General features: G+C 40.0%; 14 protein-coding genes and 2 pseudogenes. 13 read left to right on the forward strand and 3 right to left on the reverse strand.

Going from position 1 to position 16,819, the window contains the following annotated elements; translation table 11 throughout:
• Nucleotides 1–89 precede the first annotated feature (89 nt).
• Nucleotides 90–1,220: a succinylglutamate desuccinylase/aspartoacylase domain-containing protein gene (locus V7K48_RS31370; protein WP_335078690.1), complete on the forward strand. Its 1,131-nt coding sequence runs from the start codon at nt 90–92 to the stop codon at nt 1,218–1,220.
• A 104-nt stretch (nt 1,221–1,324) separates the two neighbouring features.
• Here V7K48_RS31370 and V7K48_RS31375 read toward each other — a convergent pair whose 3' ends face one another.
• Entirely contained in the window at nt 1,325–2,407 is a 1,083-nt protein-coding gene (locus V7K48_RS31375; RefSeq protein WP_335078719.1) for an ATP-dependent 6-phosphofructokinase, read from the reverse strand.
• 281 nt (nt 2,408–2,688) lie between these two features.
• Here V7K48_RS31375 and era point away from each other — a divergent pair, with 281 nt between their 5' ends.
• The 7 genes and pseudogenes from era (at nt 2,689) to V7K48_RS31410 (ending at nt 7,875) form a co-directional block, all read left to right on the forward strand.
• Nucleotides 2,689–3,663 carry a GTPase Era gene (era, locus tag V7K48_RS31380; protein WP_335078692.1) on the forward strand — a complete coding sequence of 325 codons (975 nt, stop codon included), beginning with the start codon at nt 2,689–2,691 and terminating at the stop codon, nt 3,661–3,663.
• A 52-nt stretch (nt 3,664–3,715) separates the two neighbouring features.
• Nucleotides 3,716–4,393, forward strand: coding sequence for a response regulator transcription factor (locus tag V7K48_RS31385; RefSeq protein WP_335078694.1), 678 nt, complete (start codon nt 3,716–3,718; stop codon nt 4,391–4,393).
• A gap of 38 nt (nt 4,394–4,431) precedes the next feature.
• Nucleotides 4,432–4,878 (forward strand): annotated as a pseudogene (locus V7K48_RS31390) (YdeI/OmpD-associated family protein); the annotation flags it as partial.
• Between the two features lie 181 nt (nt 4,879–5,059).
• Nucleotides 5,060–5,218, forward strand: a pseudogene (locus V7K48_RS31395) (YdeI/OmpD-associated family protein); the annotation flags it as partial.
• A gap of 831 nt (nt 5,219–6,049) precedes the next feature.
• Nucleotides 6,050–6,490, forward strand: coding sequence for a hypothetical protein (locus V7K48_RS31400; RefSeq protein ID WP_335078696.1), 441 nt, complete (start codon nt 6,050–6,052; stop codon nt 6,488–6,490).
• Between the two features lie 348 nt (nt 6,491–6,838).
• On the forward strand, nt 6,839–7,312 hold the full coding sequence (locus tag V7K48_RS31405; RefSeq protein ID WP_334971982.1) for a TspO/MBR family protein: 474 nt from the start codon (nt 6,839–6,841) through the stop codon (nt 7,310–7,312).
• 89 nt (nt 7,313–7,401) lie between these two features.
• A complete protein-coding gene (locus tag V7K48_RS31410; protein ID WP_335078698.1) occupies nt 7,402–7,875 on the forward strand; it encodes a TspO/MBR family protein in 474 nt (157 codons plus the stop codon).
• Here the strand turns inward: V7K48_RS31410 and V7K48_RS31415 are convergent.
• Nucleotides 7,863–8,588 (reverse strand): M15 family metallopeptidase, encoded by a 726-nt coding sequence (locus V7K48_RS31415; RefSeq protein ID WP_335078700.1) that lies wholly within the window; start codon nt 8,586–8,588, stop codon nt 7,863–7,865. The two genes, V7K48_RS31410 and V7K48_RS31415, sit on opposite strands and share 13 nt — an antisense overlap.
• 540 nt (nt 8,589–9,128) lie before the next feature.
• Between V7K48_RS31415 and V7K48_RS31420 the strand changes: the two genes are divergently transcribed.
• From V7K48_RS31420 to V7K48_RS31430, 3 genes are all read left to right on the forward strand, one after another.
• Nucleotides 9,129–9,440: a CU044_2847 family protein gene (locus V7K48_RS31420; RefSeq protein WP_335078702.1), complete on the forward strand. Its 312-nt coding sequence runs from the start codon at nt 9,129–9,131 to the stop codon at nt 9,438–9,440.
• A 60-nt stretch (nt 9,441–9,500) separates the two neighbouring features.
• Nucleotides 9,501–11,084: a trypsin-like peptidase domain-containing protein gene (locus V7K48_RS31425; protein ID WP_335078704.1), complete on the forward strand. Its 1,584-nt coding sequence runs from the start codon at nt 9,501–9,503 to the stop codon at nt 11,082–11,084.
• 274 nt (nt 11,085–11,358) lie between these two features.
• The gene (locus V7K48_RS31430; RefSeq protein ID WP_335078706.1) at nt 11,359–14,010 is read left to right on the forward strand and encodes a hypothetical protein; all 2,652 of its coding nucleotides are present in this window, start codon (nt 11,359–11,361) and stop codon (nt 14,008–14,010) included.
• A 60-nt stretch (nt 14,011–14,070) separates the two neighbouring features.
• Here V7K48_RS31430 and V7K48_RS31435 read toward each other — a convergent pair whose 3' ends face one another.
• The gene (locus V7K48_RS31435; protein ID WP_335078708.1) at nt 14,071–14,304 is read right to left on the reverse strand and encodes a hypothetical protein; all 234 of its coding nucleotides are present in this window, start codon (nt 14,302–14,304) and stop codon (nt 14,071–14,073) included.
• Between the two features lie 193 nt (nt 14,305–14,497).
• On the opposite strand from V7K48_RS31435, the gene V7K48_RS31440 reads away from it, so the two are divergent.
• Entirely contained in the window at nt 14,498–15,988 is a 1,491-nt protein-coding gene (locus tag V7K48_RS31440; RefSeq protein WP_335078710.1) for an aminotransferase class I/II-fold pyridoxal phosphate-dependent enzyme, read from the forward strand.
• A 208-nt stretch (nt 15,989–16,196) separates the two neighbouring features.
• Nucleotides 16,197–16,700 carry a DUF2059 domain-containing protein gene (locus V7K48_RS31445; RefSeq protein ID WP_335078712.1) on the forward strand — a complete coding sequence of 168 codons (504 nt, stop codon included), beginning with the start codon at nt 16,197–16,199 and terminating at the stop codon, nt 16,698–16,700.
• The last annotated feature ends 119 nt before the right edge of the window (nt 16,701–16,819 follow it).

Genomic DNA, 16,819 nt, shown 5'->3' on the forward strand with positions numbered 1-16,819 from the left:
TCTGGTTAATCAGCAAATTCTATTGGACTAGGCTTTTAATTCAGTACAGATACAGCGATAATTTACTCAAATCATCACCGAGTTATTTCATGCAGCCAGTTATTGAAAGCATTCTATTACGTCAAATGGCTTCGGGCGATCGCCTCTACTTACAACTATACAAATTCATCGGCGCTCAACCTGGTAAAAAGGTTTACATTCAATCTAATCTGCACGGTGCAGAAATTGCTGGCAATGCCGTTATTCATCAACTAATTGAGTTTTTTTTAACAATAAATGATCCAGATTTAGCTGGAGAAATTTGGCTAGTTCCCGTTTGTAATCCAATGGGGACAAATGAACGCGCTCACCATTTTTCTCCTGGACGATATTGCGTTTACGAAGCCAAAGACTGGAATCGCATATTTTGGGACTATGAGAAAGAAGCTGATGATTTAGTGGCTTTTACTAAATCTCAACTTCATATTATTGATGTAGAGGTTGTTCGACAAAATTATCTAACTATAATTAAGCAACAATTTGCGAAAGTTTTAGAAAAAATTAATTTTCCTAGTGCTGTACCCTACACTAAAGTTTTTAGCTATAAACTACAAAATCTGAGTTTAGATGCAGACTACTTAATTGACTTACATAGTTCTACAGATCAAGCTTTAGAGTACCTTTATTACTTCCGAAATCGAGAAGACAGTGCGAAATACTTCGGGTTTGATTTTGGAATCTTACTTGATAAATACGATGGTGATGCTTTTGATGAAGCTTTTATCAAACCTTGGTTAGCATTGGAAGCTTGTTTTAAAGAGTTGGGTAGAGAAATCAAGTTTGATGTGGAAGCTTGGACACTGGAATTAGGAACAGGAATGCAAATGAACCCTGATTCAGTCGCCAAAGGTGTACAGGGTGTGAAAAACTATTTAGCGCAAAAAGGTGTACTGCAAATTCCTAATTTATTGGATGATACAAAAACCTATGAAATGACTTTCACATCTAGCAGCAACAGGAAAAAATATTATGCGATCGCAGGTGGTATGATTCAATCGAGAATAAAATTGGGTAGTTCAATAAAAGCTGGAGAAAAACTGTATCAAATTCTCAGTTTTAATAAAGAAGGTAAGTTACCCAGTGTAATTGATGTCTGCGCTCAACAGGATGGATTGGTTTATGATGTCGCAACTAATCAGGCTGTGAATGAGGGGGAATTTGTATTGGGAGTTATTAGTTAGGAGACGCGATTAATCGCGTCTGTACAGAAGTTAGGAGTACAGACACGATTAATCGTGTCTGTACATGAGTTAGGAGTTTTTTAACTTCTCACTCCTCACTCAATTCAGTCGCCTAAATAAATACCCATACCACGAGCGGTTTTAACTAAAGTACCATTCGGATCGACGGCGCTATATTGAGCGATCGCTTCTGTAATTGGTACACTTAATACTTGGCGATTTTGCCATGTCACCATGCGATCATATTTACCCTCGGCAATTAAATTAACCGCCGCAACGCCAAAAACAGTTGCAACTAATCTATCTAGTGGTGAAGCAGTCCCACCCCGTTGAATGTGTCCTAAAACTGTAACTCGCGTTTCTACACCAATGTGCTCAATAATTTTATCTGCTAAATATTCGCCAATTCCACCGTATCGAGATTGACCTAAGCGGTTTGTAATCGTTACATTTTCTCCATCGTGGGTACGAACTGCTTCAGAAACAATAATCAAACAATAGTTTTTGCCTTTATCTTGGCGTTCTTTGATTTTGTGGCAAATATGCTCAACTGTGTAAGGGATTTCGGGAATTAAAATTACATTTGCTCCCCCCGCAATTCCCGCAGCTATTGCTATGTGTCCGGCATCACGCCCCATTACTTCCAAAATCATGACTCGGCTATGACTTGCAGCAGTAAAATGTAATCGATCTAGTGCTTCCGTGGCAATATTGACTGCTGTATCAAAACCGATGGCATGTTCAGTAACGCCAATATCGTTATCAATTGTTTTAGGAATACCAACTAAATTAATGCCGCCTTGTTGAGCGAGGCGGCGCAGAATTGCCAAGCTACCATCGCCGCCAATCCCAATCAAAGCGTCTAAACCTAGTTGATGATAACCTGCAATAATTTCTTCAGAGCGATCGCATAAACTTCCATCCGCCATTGGAAAAGCAAAAGGGTCGCCTTTATTGGTTGTCCCCAACATTGTGCCACCCGCAGTTAATAGCGAATCAACTTGATCAATTTCCAGCTTTGTGAATTGTGGCGGACGCGCCATTAATCCTAGAGTCGCTTGCCGAATTCCCAAAACCTCCCAGCCGTAGGTATTCACAGCACAATTTACTACAGCCCTAATCACAGCATTTAAGCCAGAACAATCACCTCCACTCGTAAGAATTCCTATGCGTTTGCGTTCTCCCATATCTTTTATTGACATTTTGATCAAAATATATTGAGTAGTCGATGAAACTTAAGCCAAAGTTAGTAGCAGATTAAACCTAAGCAAAAGCCTCTCTGTAAATACCAAAGTAATTTTATGTTTGTTTTGTATCTAAAAATAAAACAAAGTTATCTCAGCTGTAAAATATAAGTGTAGAGCCAGTAGTAGATTAAACCTCGGCAAAAGCAATCCCTAAAAATGCCAGGGTGATTTTATGCTTGTTTTGTGTCTAAGAAAAAATCAAGTTATCCCAGCTGTAAAATATGAGGGTGGAGCCAAAGGTGACTAGTATTGAAAATTACACTTTCTCTTTTTCAGGAGAAGTAACAATTCCCCAAGCTCCTCCTGAATTTAAATCAGGTTTTATCGGCATTGTTGGTCGTCCTAATGTCGGTAAATCTACTTTAATGAATCAATTGGTAGGACAAAAAATTGCCATTACATCACCAGTAGCACAAACAACACGTAACCGTTTGCGCGGTATTTTAACTACACCAGAGGCACAGCTAATATTTGTAGATACGCCAGGAATTCATAAGCCCCATCATCAATTGGGGGAAGTTTTGGTGCAAAATGCCAAAATTGCGATTGAATCGGTAGATGTAGTGCTATTTGTGGTAGATGGGGCGGTGGCTTGTGGTGCAGGCGATCGCTATATTGCCGATTTGCTCAGTCGCAGCAAAACATCAGTGATTATGGGTGCGAACAAAATCGACCAACAACCCGCTGATTTTCAGTTTCTGGATGATAGTTACGCCCAGATGGCCAAGTCCCATGAATGGGAAATTGTGAAATTTTCTGCCAAAACTAATGCAGGATTACCGCAACTTCAAGAATTATTAATTGAACATTTAGAAATTGGGCCATTATACTATCCTCCAGACTTGGTAACTGACCAGCCAGAGCGCTTTATTATGGGTGAATTGATCCGAGAACAAATCTTATTATTGACTCGTGAAGAAGTACCCCATTCAGTAGCGATCGCCATTGATCTAGTAGAAGAAACTCCCAGCATTACCCGTGTACTTGCTACCATCAACGTCGAGCGCGATTCCCAAAAAGGCATACTCATCGGCAAAGGTGGAGCAATGCTCAAAGCGATTGGTAGTGAAGCTCGCGAACAAATCCAAAAGTTAATCGCTGGTAAAGTTTACCTAGAATTGTTTGTGAAAGTCCAGCCAAAATGGCGACAGTCACGGGTAAGTTTAGCAGAGTTAGGCTATCGCGTGGAAGAATAAAACAAGAGACGCGATTAATCGCGTCTCTACTACTAACTCTTAATAAATAAAAATGTCTTTAGATACTCGCTATCCCTTAAATTTACCGATAAATGCTCCGCCGTTGCGCGTGTTAATTGTCGAAGATGATCCGATGATGCAACTGGGATTAGAGCAATCGTTAATGGCTCATCCTCAGTTGGAAATAATTGGACAAGCAGAAGATGGTTATTTGGGAGTTCAAGCAGCACTGCAACTGAAACCTGATTTGGTGGTTATGGATATTGGATTGCCGCGATTGGACGGTATTGCAGCGACACAGCAAATTAAGGCGGCGTTGCCAGCAACTCATGTGGTGATGCTGACATCTCATCAAACAGAGACAGAAATTATTGCTGCACTGTCTAGCGGTGCAGATGCATATTGCATCAAAGGTGCAAGTGTGGAACGATTGTTAAGTGCGATCGCAGCCGCAGTTGATGGTGCAGCCTATCTCGATCCTCAAATTGCGCGGCGAGTAATTGATAATCTCAAACCGCCCTCACCCACCAGTAACAACGCCAACTTATCTGGGCGCGAGTTAGAAGTATTAAAACTCATGGTAGACGGGTTGAGTAATCCAGAGATTGCCGAAAAACTCTATCTCAGTCCTAATACCATCAAAACTCATGTCCGGGGGATTATGAATAAATTAGCAGTAGACGATCGCGTGCAAGCAGCAGTCATAGCACTGCGTTCAGGTTTGGTTTAATTACCTGGTGATCTTTATTTGTATTGAACATAAAACAAATGCAGCAAAATCCAGAGATAAACCTCAGCAAAAGTAAGATTACTGGTGTATCCAAACTTAATAATGAATTTACCACTTTCTGCGCCACAAGCCGGGAAGAATGGCGAGAATGGTTGGAGAAAAACCATCGCACCTCTTTTGGTCTATGGCTCATCTACTACAAAGTAAAAAGTGGTAAACCAAGTGTTAGATATAGCGAAGCAGTAAAAGAAGCCTTATGCTTTGGTTGGATTGACAGTAAAGTCAAATCCTTAGATGAAGAACGTTATATGCAAATATTTACACCTCGAAAACCGAAAAGCGTGTGGTCAAAATTAAATAAACAATATATTGAAGAACTCATAGAACAAGGTTTGATGACTATAGCTGGTCTGGAAAAAATTGCAGCTGCAAAACAAAATGGCTCATGGAACTCGTTGGATGCGATCGAAGCATTAATTATTCCCTTAGAGGATGTCTGAAAAGTTTTTTTGTATACACCTAACCCTTGGAGATCCCCCTAAATCCCCCTTTTTAAGGGGACTTTGAGACTCTTATTCCCCCTTTTTTAAGGGGGGTTAGGGGGGATCAACAAATATTTGATACTTCTCAGACATCCTCTTAGATTTAAAGTAGGCCTTAGAAGCAAACACAACCGCTAAAGAGTATTTTGAGGCATTTAATAACTCATCCAAAAAAAATATCCTTTTTTGGGTTGACAGTGCAAAACGTCCAGAGACAAGGTTGAAGAGAATTGAACAAACTGTCAACTCAGTAGCTGCGAACAAAAATCCATTGGTACGATAACAAAGCCTACGTGATTCTTTGACAACGTGTCTTTTGACGCGTAGGCGTAGCCCGTCGTAGACATCCCTCTTTGACGTAAACAATATTACCTGAGAAACCTTGGTTATATCTTATAGCGATCGCTGCACCTTTAGCTTTCAAGTTCGCACAAATTTTTAATCCCATTTACAAGTAGAGGCGTACATATATATGTACGCCTCTCTAGCCAATTTATTTGTTGCCAAGATTTTGGAAAAATAGTCTACCTCAATCCATTTTAGTTAAAAGAGTTTGAGAATTCATTCGGGTCTAGATTAGCAGGAAATAATAAAATTTCCTTGCCTTCTAGCTTTGCCTTCTGGTGAAGCACAATTGCCTTCTCCAAAAAACAATATTTAATTGGAACCCACCCATCGTTATAAAAGTAGACAGTCACTCGGCTCATTGCATACTCTTTCAACGGCATTGGAAGGTACCAGGACGAGTTCACAATTAGAACTTTACCTGTCGAGTCCATGCTTTGAACCTCAGTTAATAAGTATATTTACTCTAACTACTTTCACGTATCCAAGTGAGTTTTAGTAACTATCATAAGTAATAAGTTAATCAGCCTTGAAGTTAGATATTTAGGTAGAAGTTCCGGAGTCAACGAGTTTTTAGTTGGGATTAAGCCTTAGTAGTTGGTAAAGAATTTTCGGGCAAAGTTTGACAGGTTGTCTTTTGACACAACTATTCTTTTAAAATTATCGTTCCTAAATACTGGTGGAAAATAGCATCAAAAATCTTTGAATTTTCCTTTAATTGCCTTTCCTCAGTCAACCTGGTTTACTTCGCTTACTCTTTAAAAACTCTATGTTCCACTTTACCCTAGAGAAGAATTTGGGATGGCTATTACTAATTTCGGTTCTGATTGCTACACCAGTTAATGCCCACACCGAAAAGGTGTCAAAAGATGTGGGCGGGATGCTGCATATTGAACCTAATGACAATCCTCAAGCTGGCAAAACCGCTCATGCTTGGATTGTCCTCACCCATAAAGGCGGGCGACTAATCCCCCTGACACAATGTAACTGTCAGTTGGCTGTCTACCCTCAACCTCACAGCGAAACTGATACCCCATTGTTGAAGCCCACTTTACATAATGTATCAACCAAGCAATATAAAAGCATTCCCGGAGCCGAGATCGTATTTCCCAAAGTAGGAGCTTATGAATTGGAGTTGAGCGGTACTCCAAAATCTGGAGCTAGTTTCAAGCCCTTTGTGTTGTCTTATACCGTCACTGTCGGCTCATAAAAGCTGATCTGTGTAAAATGTCATGCTGTAGCAAGATCCTGTAGGGTTCAGAAATCGCAGTGCGATCGTATAACCTAGTTTTATCAAGAATAGGACTTACGCACGGGTCATGGAAGAACATAGACGCATATAAAACTAATCACCTCAACATTGTGGGGAATAAATCAGGAGTGGGAGGACAAGGGAGAAATAAATAAGCAATACCCAATGCCCATAAATTAAAATCCTGCCAAACGATCTAAAGGTATCAAACTCAGGGATGATGAGTAATTAGCAATTAAATTGACAAAATCACACTATAAAGAGTGATATTAAGCGATAGATAGCGCTTGTAAAGGACTAACGGTCATGATTAAATCTTGGATGGTGATTGGGGGTGTGGCTTTCTTGGTTGCCTTAGCAGCTAACTTGATTACGCCAAGCGATCGCCAATGGTTCAAGCGCTTACAACGACCGAGATGGCTAACTTTTGAGGGTGCAATTCCAATTATCTGGACTGTAATATTTATTTGCGGTGCTTGGTCAGCTTATATTATCTGGGAAAAAGACCCAGGAAGCACCTCAACCCGGTTAATCATGGGTTTATACTTGCTTTTAGAAATTATTACCATTGCCTATACGCCTGTAATGTTTAGGCTTCGCAGTCTGAAAGTGGGTACAATTCTTGGTGGCACAGGTTTTATCATTTGTGTTTTGTTGATACTTGCAGTCTTAGGTTTTTCTGGTTGGGCAGCATTGCTACTAGTTCCTTATTTACTCTGGAGTCCCATTGGTACTTATACCACTTGGCAGATGGCTAGTCTCAATCCTCAAGATGTTTAGATTCGCACCAGCGAATGATTCAACCTATGCCCTAAATTGTCAAACTTGCAGTGTATGACTTGACAAAATACACAAAACTTGAGTGCATTATGATTCCATCTTGGATCATAATTGGGGCTGTAACTTTGTTCATTGCCCTTGGTAGTTTCTTGATCACGCCGCGCGATGTTAAATGGTTTGCACGGTTAAGTCGCCCTCGCTGGCTAGTTTTTGAGCAGCTGATTCCGCTGATCTGGACTGTGATTTTTATTGGCGGTGCAGTTTCAGCTTATATTGTCTGGGAAAAAAATCCCGGAAGCCTAATTACTTGGCTACTAATGGCTTTGTACCTCTTGGTGGAAATTATCACCGTCGCCTACATACCTGTAATGCTGAGGTTTCGCAGTCTCAAAGTTGGGGAAATTCTGGGGCTAATCGGTTTGATTTCAGGCGTTGTCCTCGCAATCTACGTTTTGCCGATTTCTGGACTAGCGACGCTCTTACTCCTTCCCTATCTAGTTTGGACTCCCATTGGTACTTACACCACCGACGAGTTAAGGGAACTGAATCCTCAAAATGCATAACGCATCTGTGCTAGACGCCCATAACGGGCAGTGGTAGGATTGGCTGGATTGGATTGATTATTCAGCCAAGCCCACATCTGATCGCCAACAGAAAAATGCCACCACTCTCTGGGATTGCGTTGAAAGCCGGTTTTTAACATTACATCTTGCAATAGCTGACGGTGAGCATGATACTTTTGCGCTTGTGGCTGCTCACTATTGGCATAATAATCGGGATGCGATCGCTCTGACATTTCATCAATTGGCGAACCCATATTTATTATTTGCCCAGCATCATCTACTAACGTCACATCCACCGCCCCACCCGTACTGTGAGGAGGCGGAGTTTTTTCATCCAAACTTGGTGCAGCCCAAATTTCATAAACCGCTTCCCAAATCTCTTGGCGTTGCTTTGGTGATAACTCCACCTTAGTCAGTCCCCTATCCTGCAATGCTTGGGCGAAGCTGTAATCTACCATAAACTGCTGGACTGCAATCGGGCGATAGGCATCAAAAATTTGGATACGCCAGTTGCGATGCAGAACATCAAGATAATTTTGCGCTTGGAGCAAATTTTCAATAACGCTTTGACGGAGATAATAGGGGGAGCGATCGCCATAAGGCGCACCCAACTTTTCATAAGGATGGGGAGATTCCACCGCAAATAATTCTAAAGGAATCGCTACTAACGGTTCCCCACACTCAAAAATCGGGATTTGATGATAAGGTCTCATCTAGTCAGCCATGCAGGACTTACGGATTTTAACGCAAGCATAGCATTCTGCGTAACGAGTCTCTTCTTCCTCTATGTCCTTTGCGCTCTGCGTGTAATACCAATTTTCTCAATCCTGAACAGCAAACCAAAAACTTTTTTTATAGAGGGCGATACCTACGGCGGGCTACGCCTACGCTAATAATCTGCCATGTATACAAAGTAATATAGCGCTTCTCATTTGGATTTGATACACTTTGACCTCACTTCCATTCCTCTCTCCTAAAAGGAGAAAGGCTTTGAATCTTACTCCCCTTCCCTTGCTCTTAAGGGGCTGGGGGTTAGGTCTGTATTCGATGCAATTGAGAACTGCTATATAAATTACTTAGGATATGATTACTGCTTATAACGTTCTGAAACCTTTCAATGATGAAAGTAACGTATAGGATATATTGTTGCCAGACTCAAATTAATCGCGCCCGAAAAATGTAAAAATATCATATACCTTCTTCCCATTATTCAAGAAGATACTTGCACAAAAAATTAACAGAAAAAATGATATATGGCAGATAAAACTAAAATTATTTCCTTTGAACTTTCTGACGGCAAAATAATTAAAGTAGAGGTTACGCCTATAGGGGAACAACCTGTTTCTGATGAAACCAGAGTCTTTAAACAAGCGACAGAAATTATTAAATCCATTGCTGAAGATGTCGCAGGTTCATTAAAAGATATTAGCCAGACAGTCAAACCAGATAAATTTAGTATCAAACTAGGTTTACAAATTGGAGTTGAGTCAGGACAACTAACCGCTTTAATTGTCAAAGGAACAGGCACAGCTAACCTGGAAATTACGATGGAATGGGGTAAATAACAGTTGATTGTCTTACAGTTGTGCTAATCTTTTTACAAAGATGCTAGGTGAGAGCAATTAATGGGTAACGAAGACCATTTACAACGCTGTACAGTGCGTTTAAATGTTTCCAGTAGTCAGGGAACAGGTTTTTTTGTTGCACGGAATTGGATTCTCACCTGCGCCCATGTGGTCGAATCTGCGAAAGATAACCCTGTGGAAGTATTCTGGAAAGCAGGAAACCAGGATTACACAGCTAAAGTTACGCAATTATACAAATATCCACTTGATTTAGCCCTTTTACAACTGTACGAGGATTGTTTGCATCATCCCTGTGTTGAATTGGATGATACAGAACCCAATACCAACGATGATTTATATATTTTCGGTTATCCCAAAAATAGCGAAGTTGATTATTCGCAGGGGGATTCAGCAAGCTTTAAATATGAAGGAATAAGTTTTAAACAGGATATTATTCTCTATAAGTTAAAGCAAGGGCAAGTTATCTCAGGCTTTAGTGGCTCGCCTTTGTTAAATTTATTAACAGGTAAAGTTTGTGGAATTGTGCATCTTTCCCGTGATGAGGGTAACGATTTAGGTGGGCGGGCAGTTTCGGCTCAAGTTATTGTGCAACACTTTCCCGAAATTGCCTTACTTAATAAACAATTTCATCAATCAAAGCCCAAAGGTGATAATCCATTTGAATATGGTCTTCCTGTTTCTCCACAACGTTTTTACGGACGGAGAAGAGAGATTTTAGAGATTAAAAACCGCATTGGTGCGATTAGTCCTCAATGTGTCAATTTGGTAGGCTTGCGGCGCAATGGAAAAACCTCTCTATTGCGATATATAAAAGAAAGAATCAGCGAATTTTGTTCGCCAGAACAAAAGCCTTTAGTTGTTTTCTTAGATTTAACGAATGGGAATTTTCATACTCCAGAGGGGATTCTTGAAGGCTTAAGGCGAGGAATTCACAAACTAACAGGGAATTTTCCTTGGTCAAAGGAAGATAATGAAGATGGCTTTGCAGTAGAAGATGGCTTACAGGATTTAGTAAATAAAGGGTATCGTTTAATTATTTTATTGGATGAGTTTGAAGCGATTGCTAGTAAAAAAGATAGATTGGAATTGTTTCAGGATTGGGGAGAAGATTGGCGTTCTAAAGCTTCTGCGGGTTTATTAACAATGGTAATTGCCAGCAAACGCCCTCTTAATGAAGTTTACGAAACTTTGAGTCTCGGTTCTCCCTTTGCCAATATTTTCAGTACGACTATTTTAGGGGTATTAGAGGAGGAAGCTTGGCAAAGCATCATCCAGAAAGGACAGGAAGGATTTCTGCCTAATTCTGCGGTATTACAATGGGTGGATGAGTTAGCAGGAGGGTTGCCCTATTATGTGCAGATGACGGGGGCGATATTGTGGCAAAATAGTAATCAAGAAATAGCTAAAAATGAGTTTAATTTTCAAGCAAAGCCTCGTTTTGAAGAACTTTGGAAAGATTTAACCGAAGTTGAACGTTCAGCATTACGTTATGAGTTGAGAGTGGGTAACTTACTTATTCCTGATCTGGCAATTGTAGATAGGCTTCAGCGTCATGGGTTATTACGGAAGAATAGGGGTTTATTTAGCAGTGTTTTTGCAGAGTTTGTGAAAGGTCAAAGATAAAGCAAGAAGCCAAATATTCAAACATTAAATATAAAAAATGTTGCTGTTTTTGCGAGAAACTTGGGAACTATTTTGGTGGACAATGTTTTGCCCTTCAAGGCTTCAGCAACGAATAAATGAATGGTCGCCTCAAAAAGAAAAAAATGGACGCAGACCAGACACAAGTTTTTTTAATATTTTGTTGTATAGAAACTTACGATTTATTAGTCAGTATTTATTCTTATTATTTATTTGTAATATCCCTCTTATTTTAAGACTGATTGAGTGTAATCAATTGTTAGATTGGCTACAGTTACCTTGTGTAATGTTAATTGCTTATACGACAGGAGTTTTATTTTTACCTTTAGGACTGGTTATTCCTTTGTTGTGGTTGATAGTTGTATCAAATCAGCCTGATAGCTGGTTAAAAGGCTTAATAGAAGCTATTAAAGTTTTACCTCCTTTACCTCAAATAGGGATAGGTTTTGCAGTTTTTGGAGTATCTGTATCATTAACTGTTTGGTTAATATTGCAACTGTTAAAAAAAGAACTTCTTTCCCTTGGTCGTAATGTGATGGTGGTGGGAGGAACAATCAGTGTGATGTTAGTAGGAGCGTGGTTAGCAACTCAAAACTGGTTGTTTCTGTTGTTAGTAAGTGGAATGACAAGCATTTTCCTATTTATAACAAGAGAAATTATAAAAAATAGTGATGATGCAGGATTCGTGGCGGTAGTCGTGGCAGTTGGAGTGGTGGTCGGAGTGGCGGGAGTCATGGCGGTGGGAGTGGCGGTCGGAGTGGCGGTCGAAGTGGCGGTGGGAGTGGCAGTTGGAGTGGTGGTCGGAGTGGCGGGAGTCGTGCCAAGAGAGGTGGCGGTAGTCGTGGCGGGAGTCGTGACGGGAGTCGTGGCGGGAGTCGTAACGGGAGTCGTGGCGGTGGGAGTGGCGGTGGGAGTGGCGGGAGTTGCTACTTTACCGCTTACCTGGTTTTCGGTTGTTGCAAGTTTAATCGCTTTTGCTCTTGCACCAGCAAAAGACAACAGAGTTTTTATCATCACTACAGTGATTTTAATAGCTCTTTCTACCCAAAATTTAGGATGGCTTTCAACATTAATTATCCCTGTAACCTTACTCAGCTATTACAGAGTATTTCCTGATTATAGCTTTATTTCTTTAGGTGGTTATTATACATTTCCTTTTTATTTACTAAAACTTTTTTTCAGATTTTCAGATTCAACAATTAGGTGGTTACGTCCCCAAACAGCAAAAATACTTTTTCAATTACCTCCTTACACTAGCGAACTCCTGTGGATACCTTTACCTAATCATGCTCAACTTCTTGTTTCTGAATTTAGTGTAAGACCTCAACAAGCCTTAACAATCTTTCAATATACCCAAACTTTTTCCTTATCAGGATTTCAAATAACCCTGCAAAATGCCTTACCACAAATTGTCGCCGACCAACTCAAGAAAATTCAAAGTATTCCAGAACTAATCTTTACTGCCAACTCAGACCATCCCATATTACCCTTCCTGATTTCTCCCTTCTATCACCTCGATTCTGACAGCAACACCCCCACTCCAGAAACACCTTTACCAAAGGTTAAACCCGAACTTTCTATCCTTCTTCCTCGCTTGCAAACTATTATTCAAGATATTCAATCTGCACTTGAAAATCAAAATATACCCCTACGAGAACGAGGATTAGAAAAAATCAATGACAAGCTTGTTCGATTGCAATCCCAATTACCCTCTCTCGGACTTAAAGGCGAAGCCATCAAACGCTGGACACCTGTACTGGAACATTGGCAAAGGGTTATTGAACTGGAACAAAACGAACAACACAAACTCTCTCAAGGCGAACTAATCAACCCGTTCCAATATGGAAATCCGGTACGACTTGAGCAAAAAAACTTATTTAAAGGTCGTCAGAGATTTGCCAATGAAATTGTCCGTCGAGTTTTAGACCGTGACCGACCTACCCTTGTGCTGCATGGCCCCCGTCGCTGTGGTAAAACTTCCTTTTTGTATAACTTTCCCCGCCTGCTTCCCAGTGATATCCTCCCTGTATTTGTGGATATGCAAAGTTCCGCCATTACCACCAGCGAATCTGACTTTTGCTTTGGTTTTGTCCGTGCAATTCATAAAGACTGCAAAAGTCAAGGCGTTCAATTACCAAACATTCCTAAACGCACCGATTTTCAACCTAGTCCCTATACCACCTTAGAAGATTGGTTGGATGAAGCAGTTGTCAAAATCGGAGAACGGCGCATCCTTCTCAACCTTGATGAATTTGAAAAAATCGGTACCGCCATCCAAAACGGACAGATAACTTTACGTTTATTTGACCAACTACGCCACTTAATTCAACATTATGAACAACTCGGTTTTCTCTTTTCTGGAGTGCAAACTTTAGAAGAATTAGGCCCGAATTGGAGTAGCTATTTTATCAGCGTTGTCCCGATAGAAATGCTTTATCTTGAACCTAACGAAGCCGAGGAATTACTGCTGAATCCAGATCCAGATTTTGCACTGCGTTACGCTCAAGGCATTGTAAAGAAAGTATTAATACTTACTAATTGTCACCCTTACTGCCTACAATTATTGGGCGCATCAATGGTGAATCAAGCTAACTTTAACCATACTGATTTTATTACTGCTGAACTCTTGCAAGCTTCTATTAATGATGCATTTATTTCCGGTCAGCCTTATTTTACAAATATTTGGACAGAATTTACAGGAACTACACCAGAAGAAATGGTAATTGGTCAAGAATTATTATTACAAGTTGCTAAGACAGATATTTTATTACCTATAAGTACTGAAATTGCTGAAAAGGTATTAACCCGCTTGTTGCGTTATCATATTTTACACAAAATCAATGGAGGATATGATTTTGAAATTCCCCTGTTAAAACAATGGGTGAGAGAGCGTGCAGTAAGAAGCTAATTCTTGAAAGTAAGGAATTATATCATATCCGTTTGATTACTTATTAAACCCGCAGAACCTTTAAGTAAAAAATTCGGCAATTGCCAAATCATAATGTAAAACTAATTGAACAAAAATAATAAACGGCTGCCCGAATTCAATAAACGACACCCCGAATTCAATAAACGACACCCCGAATTCAAGAAACAACACCCCGAATTCAAGAAACGGCTGCCCGAATTCAATAAACGACACCCCGAATTCGATGAACGACTGTCCGAATTCAATAAACGACACCCCGAATTCGATGAACATAAGTAGGTAAACATAATTCATTACACAATGTCATTGCGAACGCTTCGCTTGCAATGACTGTAATTAATTTTGCGTAGTTACTTACCTTTGACAATTGGGCTTGTGCCTTAACTTGACACTAATGGCAAGATGTCCACCCCATAATATTGGATAATTTATTTTTTTGAGTTCTCTTAACGGTTTGTTTTTTTTAATGCTCAATCAAAACCAAACACCCTTATTAGATGTCTTAAAAGCCAATGCAGCAAGACCCCATGCGCCTTTTTACACGCCAGGACATAAACAAGGTAAGGGAATTTCTCAACCCTTGGCTGATCTATTTGGCACAAAAATCTTTCGCGCTGATTTAACCGAATTAGCAGATTTAGATAATCTCTTTGCACCCCAAGGCGTTATTCAAGAAGCACAACAACTGGCGGCTGAGGCATTTGGTGCTTCGCAAACATGGTTCCTTGTCAATGGTTCTACCTGTGGGATTGAAGCGGCTATTCTCGCGACGTGTGGCACTGGCGATAAAATCATTTTGCCTCGGAATGTACATTCTTCTGCGATCGCCGGTTTAATTCTCTCTGGTGCAATACCAATTTTTCTCAATCCTGAATACAACCCAGTTTTAGATATTGCCCACAGCATCACGCCCAATGCTGTCCAATCTGCACTCCAACAACATCCAGATGCCAAAGCAGTGTTGACAGTTTATCCAACATATTACGGCGTTTGCGGAGATTTGAGTGCGATCGCCAACATTACCCATCAATACAATATCCCTCTACTGGTAGATGAGGCACACGGCGCCCACTTTGCCTTTCATCCAGAATTACCCACTCCAGCCTTAGCCGCAGGTGCCGATTTAACTGTACAATCCATCCACAAAGTACTTGGTGCTATGACACAAGCATCGATGCTGCATATCCAAGGTGACAGGATAGATTGCGATCGCATTAGTAAAGCTTTGCAACTTGTACAGTCCACGAGTCCTAGTTATTTACTTTTAGCTTCCTTAGATGCAGCACGTCAGCAAATGGCACTCCACGGAAAAATGCTGATGTCTCGCACTTTGCAACTTGCTGATGAAGCTAGAACAAAAATCAGTCAAATTCCTGGATTATCTGTCTTACAAATTCCTAACCCCCCTTCTCTAGGTGGTTTGGGGGGATCTCCTGGCTTTGTGGCTTTAGACGAAACGCGATTGACTGTGACTGTTTCTGGTTTAGGCTTAACCGGATTTGAGGTAGATGAAATTCTTGATGAAAAATTTGCTGTTACCGCTGAATTCGCCTCACTGCAACATCTCACCTTTATCATTAGTTTGGGCAACACCCCAGCCGATATTGAGCAATTAGTCCAAGGTTTTACCACTCTTGCTAAAGAATATCGCCGAACCAACTTGAATGTTAAAAGCCATTTTTGGCAGGAGCTTTTCACTACACACTGTTCTGCTTTATGTTGTTCTCCCCGTGAAGCCTTTTTTGCTATCAGTGAAATACTACCTTTGACAAAGACCAATAAACGCATCTGTGTCGAAATCGTCTGTCCCTATCCCCCAGGAATTCCTGTGTTAATGCCGGGAGAAGTCATCACGAAATCCGTCCTTGACTATCTGCAACAAATCCAGGCAATGGGAGGATTTATCAGTGGTTGTGCTGATAGTAGTTTACGCACTCTAAAAGTAGTAAAAGAATGACTTATATAGCAATCCTAAATCATTTGTGAGAACGAAAATCTCTGAAAAGCCTAGAAATACGTACTTTTAATCTCCGTATTTTCTCACGTTTCAATTCGGATTGTTATATGATAAATTTAAGGATAATAATTTGAGACCATTGTTCACAATGGTTCTTTATTTGTCAAACTTACCTAAATAATACTTTATTACAAATAAATTTAAATCAATGAAGATAAATTTTTTGTTCTTAGCAGCAATTGTACTTTCCTTAGGAACAACCTTCAATAGAGCCGCTTTGGCTCAAAGTCCAACTAATACTATTGCACCAAATAGTAACGCTCAAGAAATAGAAAAAACTAATAATATCAAGAAATTGTTTGAGATAACTGGTGTGAAAAATATTTCTCGACAGATCATCACTCAATTATTAAATGATTTCAAGCCCGATTACCCTCAAGTACCTCAAAAATTTTGGGATAATTTTGCTAATGAAATTAAATCAGATGATATTGTAAATGAAATTATTCCTATTTATAATAAATACTTTAGTAATGAAGAAAATAAACAACTTTTGACATTTTATCAGACACCTGTAGGACAAAAAACAATTACCGTTCTTCCCCAACTTTATCAGGAATCTTATGATGTTGGAAAAAGATATGGAACAGCAGCAGCCCAAAGAGCTTTAAAAAAATTGGAAGCCGAAGGATATATCCGCCCTAGTCAATAAATCGGTGTATGATGTTAAATTGAATTTAGAGACCATTTATAAAGTAAATCTTTAGACGACTAGACGACGTAACATAATACGAGTCATAACAGCATATATAGCAGCTTCACTCATTTCTG

The sequence above is a fragment of the Nostoc sp. genome, from assembly GCF_036919615.1.
Taxonomy (GTDB): domain Bacteria; phylum Cyanobacteriota; class Cyanobacteriia; order Cyanobacteriales; family Nostocaceae; genus Nostoc.

What these genes read in the sequence shown, in the direction of transcription:
- V7K48_RS31370 (WP_335078690.1), top strand. Translation starts at nt 90, where the DNA reads ATGCAGCCAGTTATTGAAAGCATTCTATTACGTCAAATGGCTTCGGGC.
- V7K48_RS31375 (WP_335078719.1), bottom strand. Translation starts at nt 2,407, where the DNA reads ATGGGAGAACGCAAACGCATAGGAATTCTTACGAGTGGAGGTGATTGT.
- era (WP_335078692.1), top strand. Translation starts at nt 2,689, where the DNA reads ATGAGGGTGGAGCCAAAGGTGACTAGTATTGAAAATTACACTTTCTCT.
- V7K48_RS31385 (WP_335078694.1), top strand. Translation starts at nt 3,716, where the DNA reads ATGTCTTTAGATACTCGCTATCCCTTAAATTTACCGATAAATGCTCCG.
- V7K48_RS31400 (WP_335078696.1), top strand. Translation starts at nt 6,050, where the DNA reads ATGTTCCACTTTACCCTAGAGAAGAATTTGGGATGGCTATTACTAATT.
- V7K48_RS31405 (WP_334971982.1), top strand. Translation starts at nt 6,839, where the DNA reads ATGATTAAATCTTGGATGGTGATTGGGGGTGTGGCTTTCTTGGTTGCC.
- V7K48_RS31410 (WP_335078698.1), top strand. Translation starts at nt 7,402, where the DNA reads ATGATTCCATCTTGGATCATAATTGGGGCTGTAACTTTGTTCATTGCC.
- V7K48_RS31415 (WP_335078700.1), bottom strand. Translation starts at nt 8,588, where the DNA reads ATGAGACCTTATCATCAAATCCCGATTTTTGAGTGTGGGGAACCGTTA.
- V7K48_RS31420 (WP_335078702.1), top strand. Translation starts at nt 9,129, where the DNA reads ATGGCAGATAAAACTAAAATTATTTCCTTTGAACTTTCTGACGGCAAA.
- V7K48_RS31425 (WP_335078704.1), top strand. Translation starts at nt 9,501, where the DNA reads ATGGGTAACGAAGACCATTTACAACGCTGTACAGTGCGTTTAAATGTT.
- V7K48_RS31435 (WP_335078708.1), bottom strand. Translation starts at nt 14,304, where the DNA reads ATGTTCATCGAATTCGGGGTGTCGTTTATTGAATTCGGACAGTCGTTC.
- V7K48_RS31440 (WP_335078710.1), top strand. Translation starts at nt 14,498, where the DNA reads ATGCTCAATCAAAACCAAACACCCTTATTAGATGTCTTAAAAGCCAAT.
- V7K48_RS31445 (WP_335078712.1), top strand. Translation starts at nt 16,197, where the DNA reads ATGAAGATAAATTTTTTGTTCTTAGCAGCAATTGTACTTTCCTTAGGA.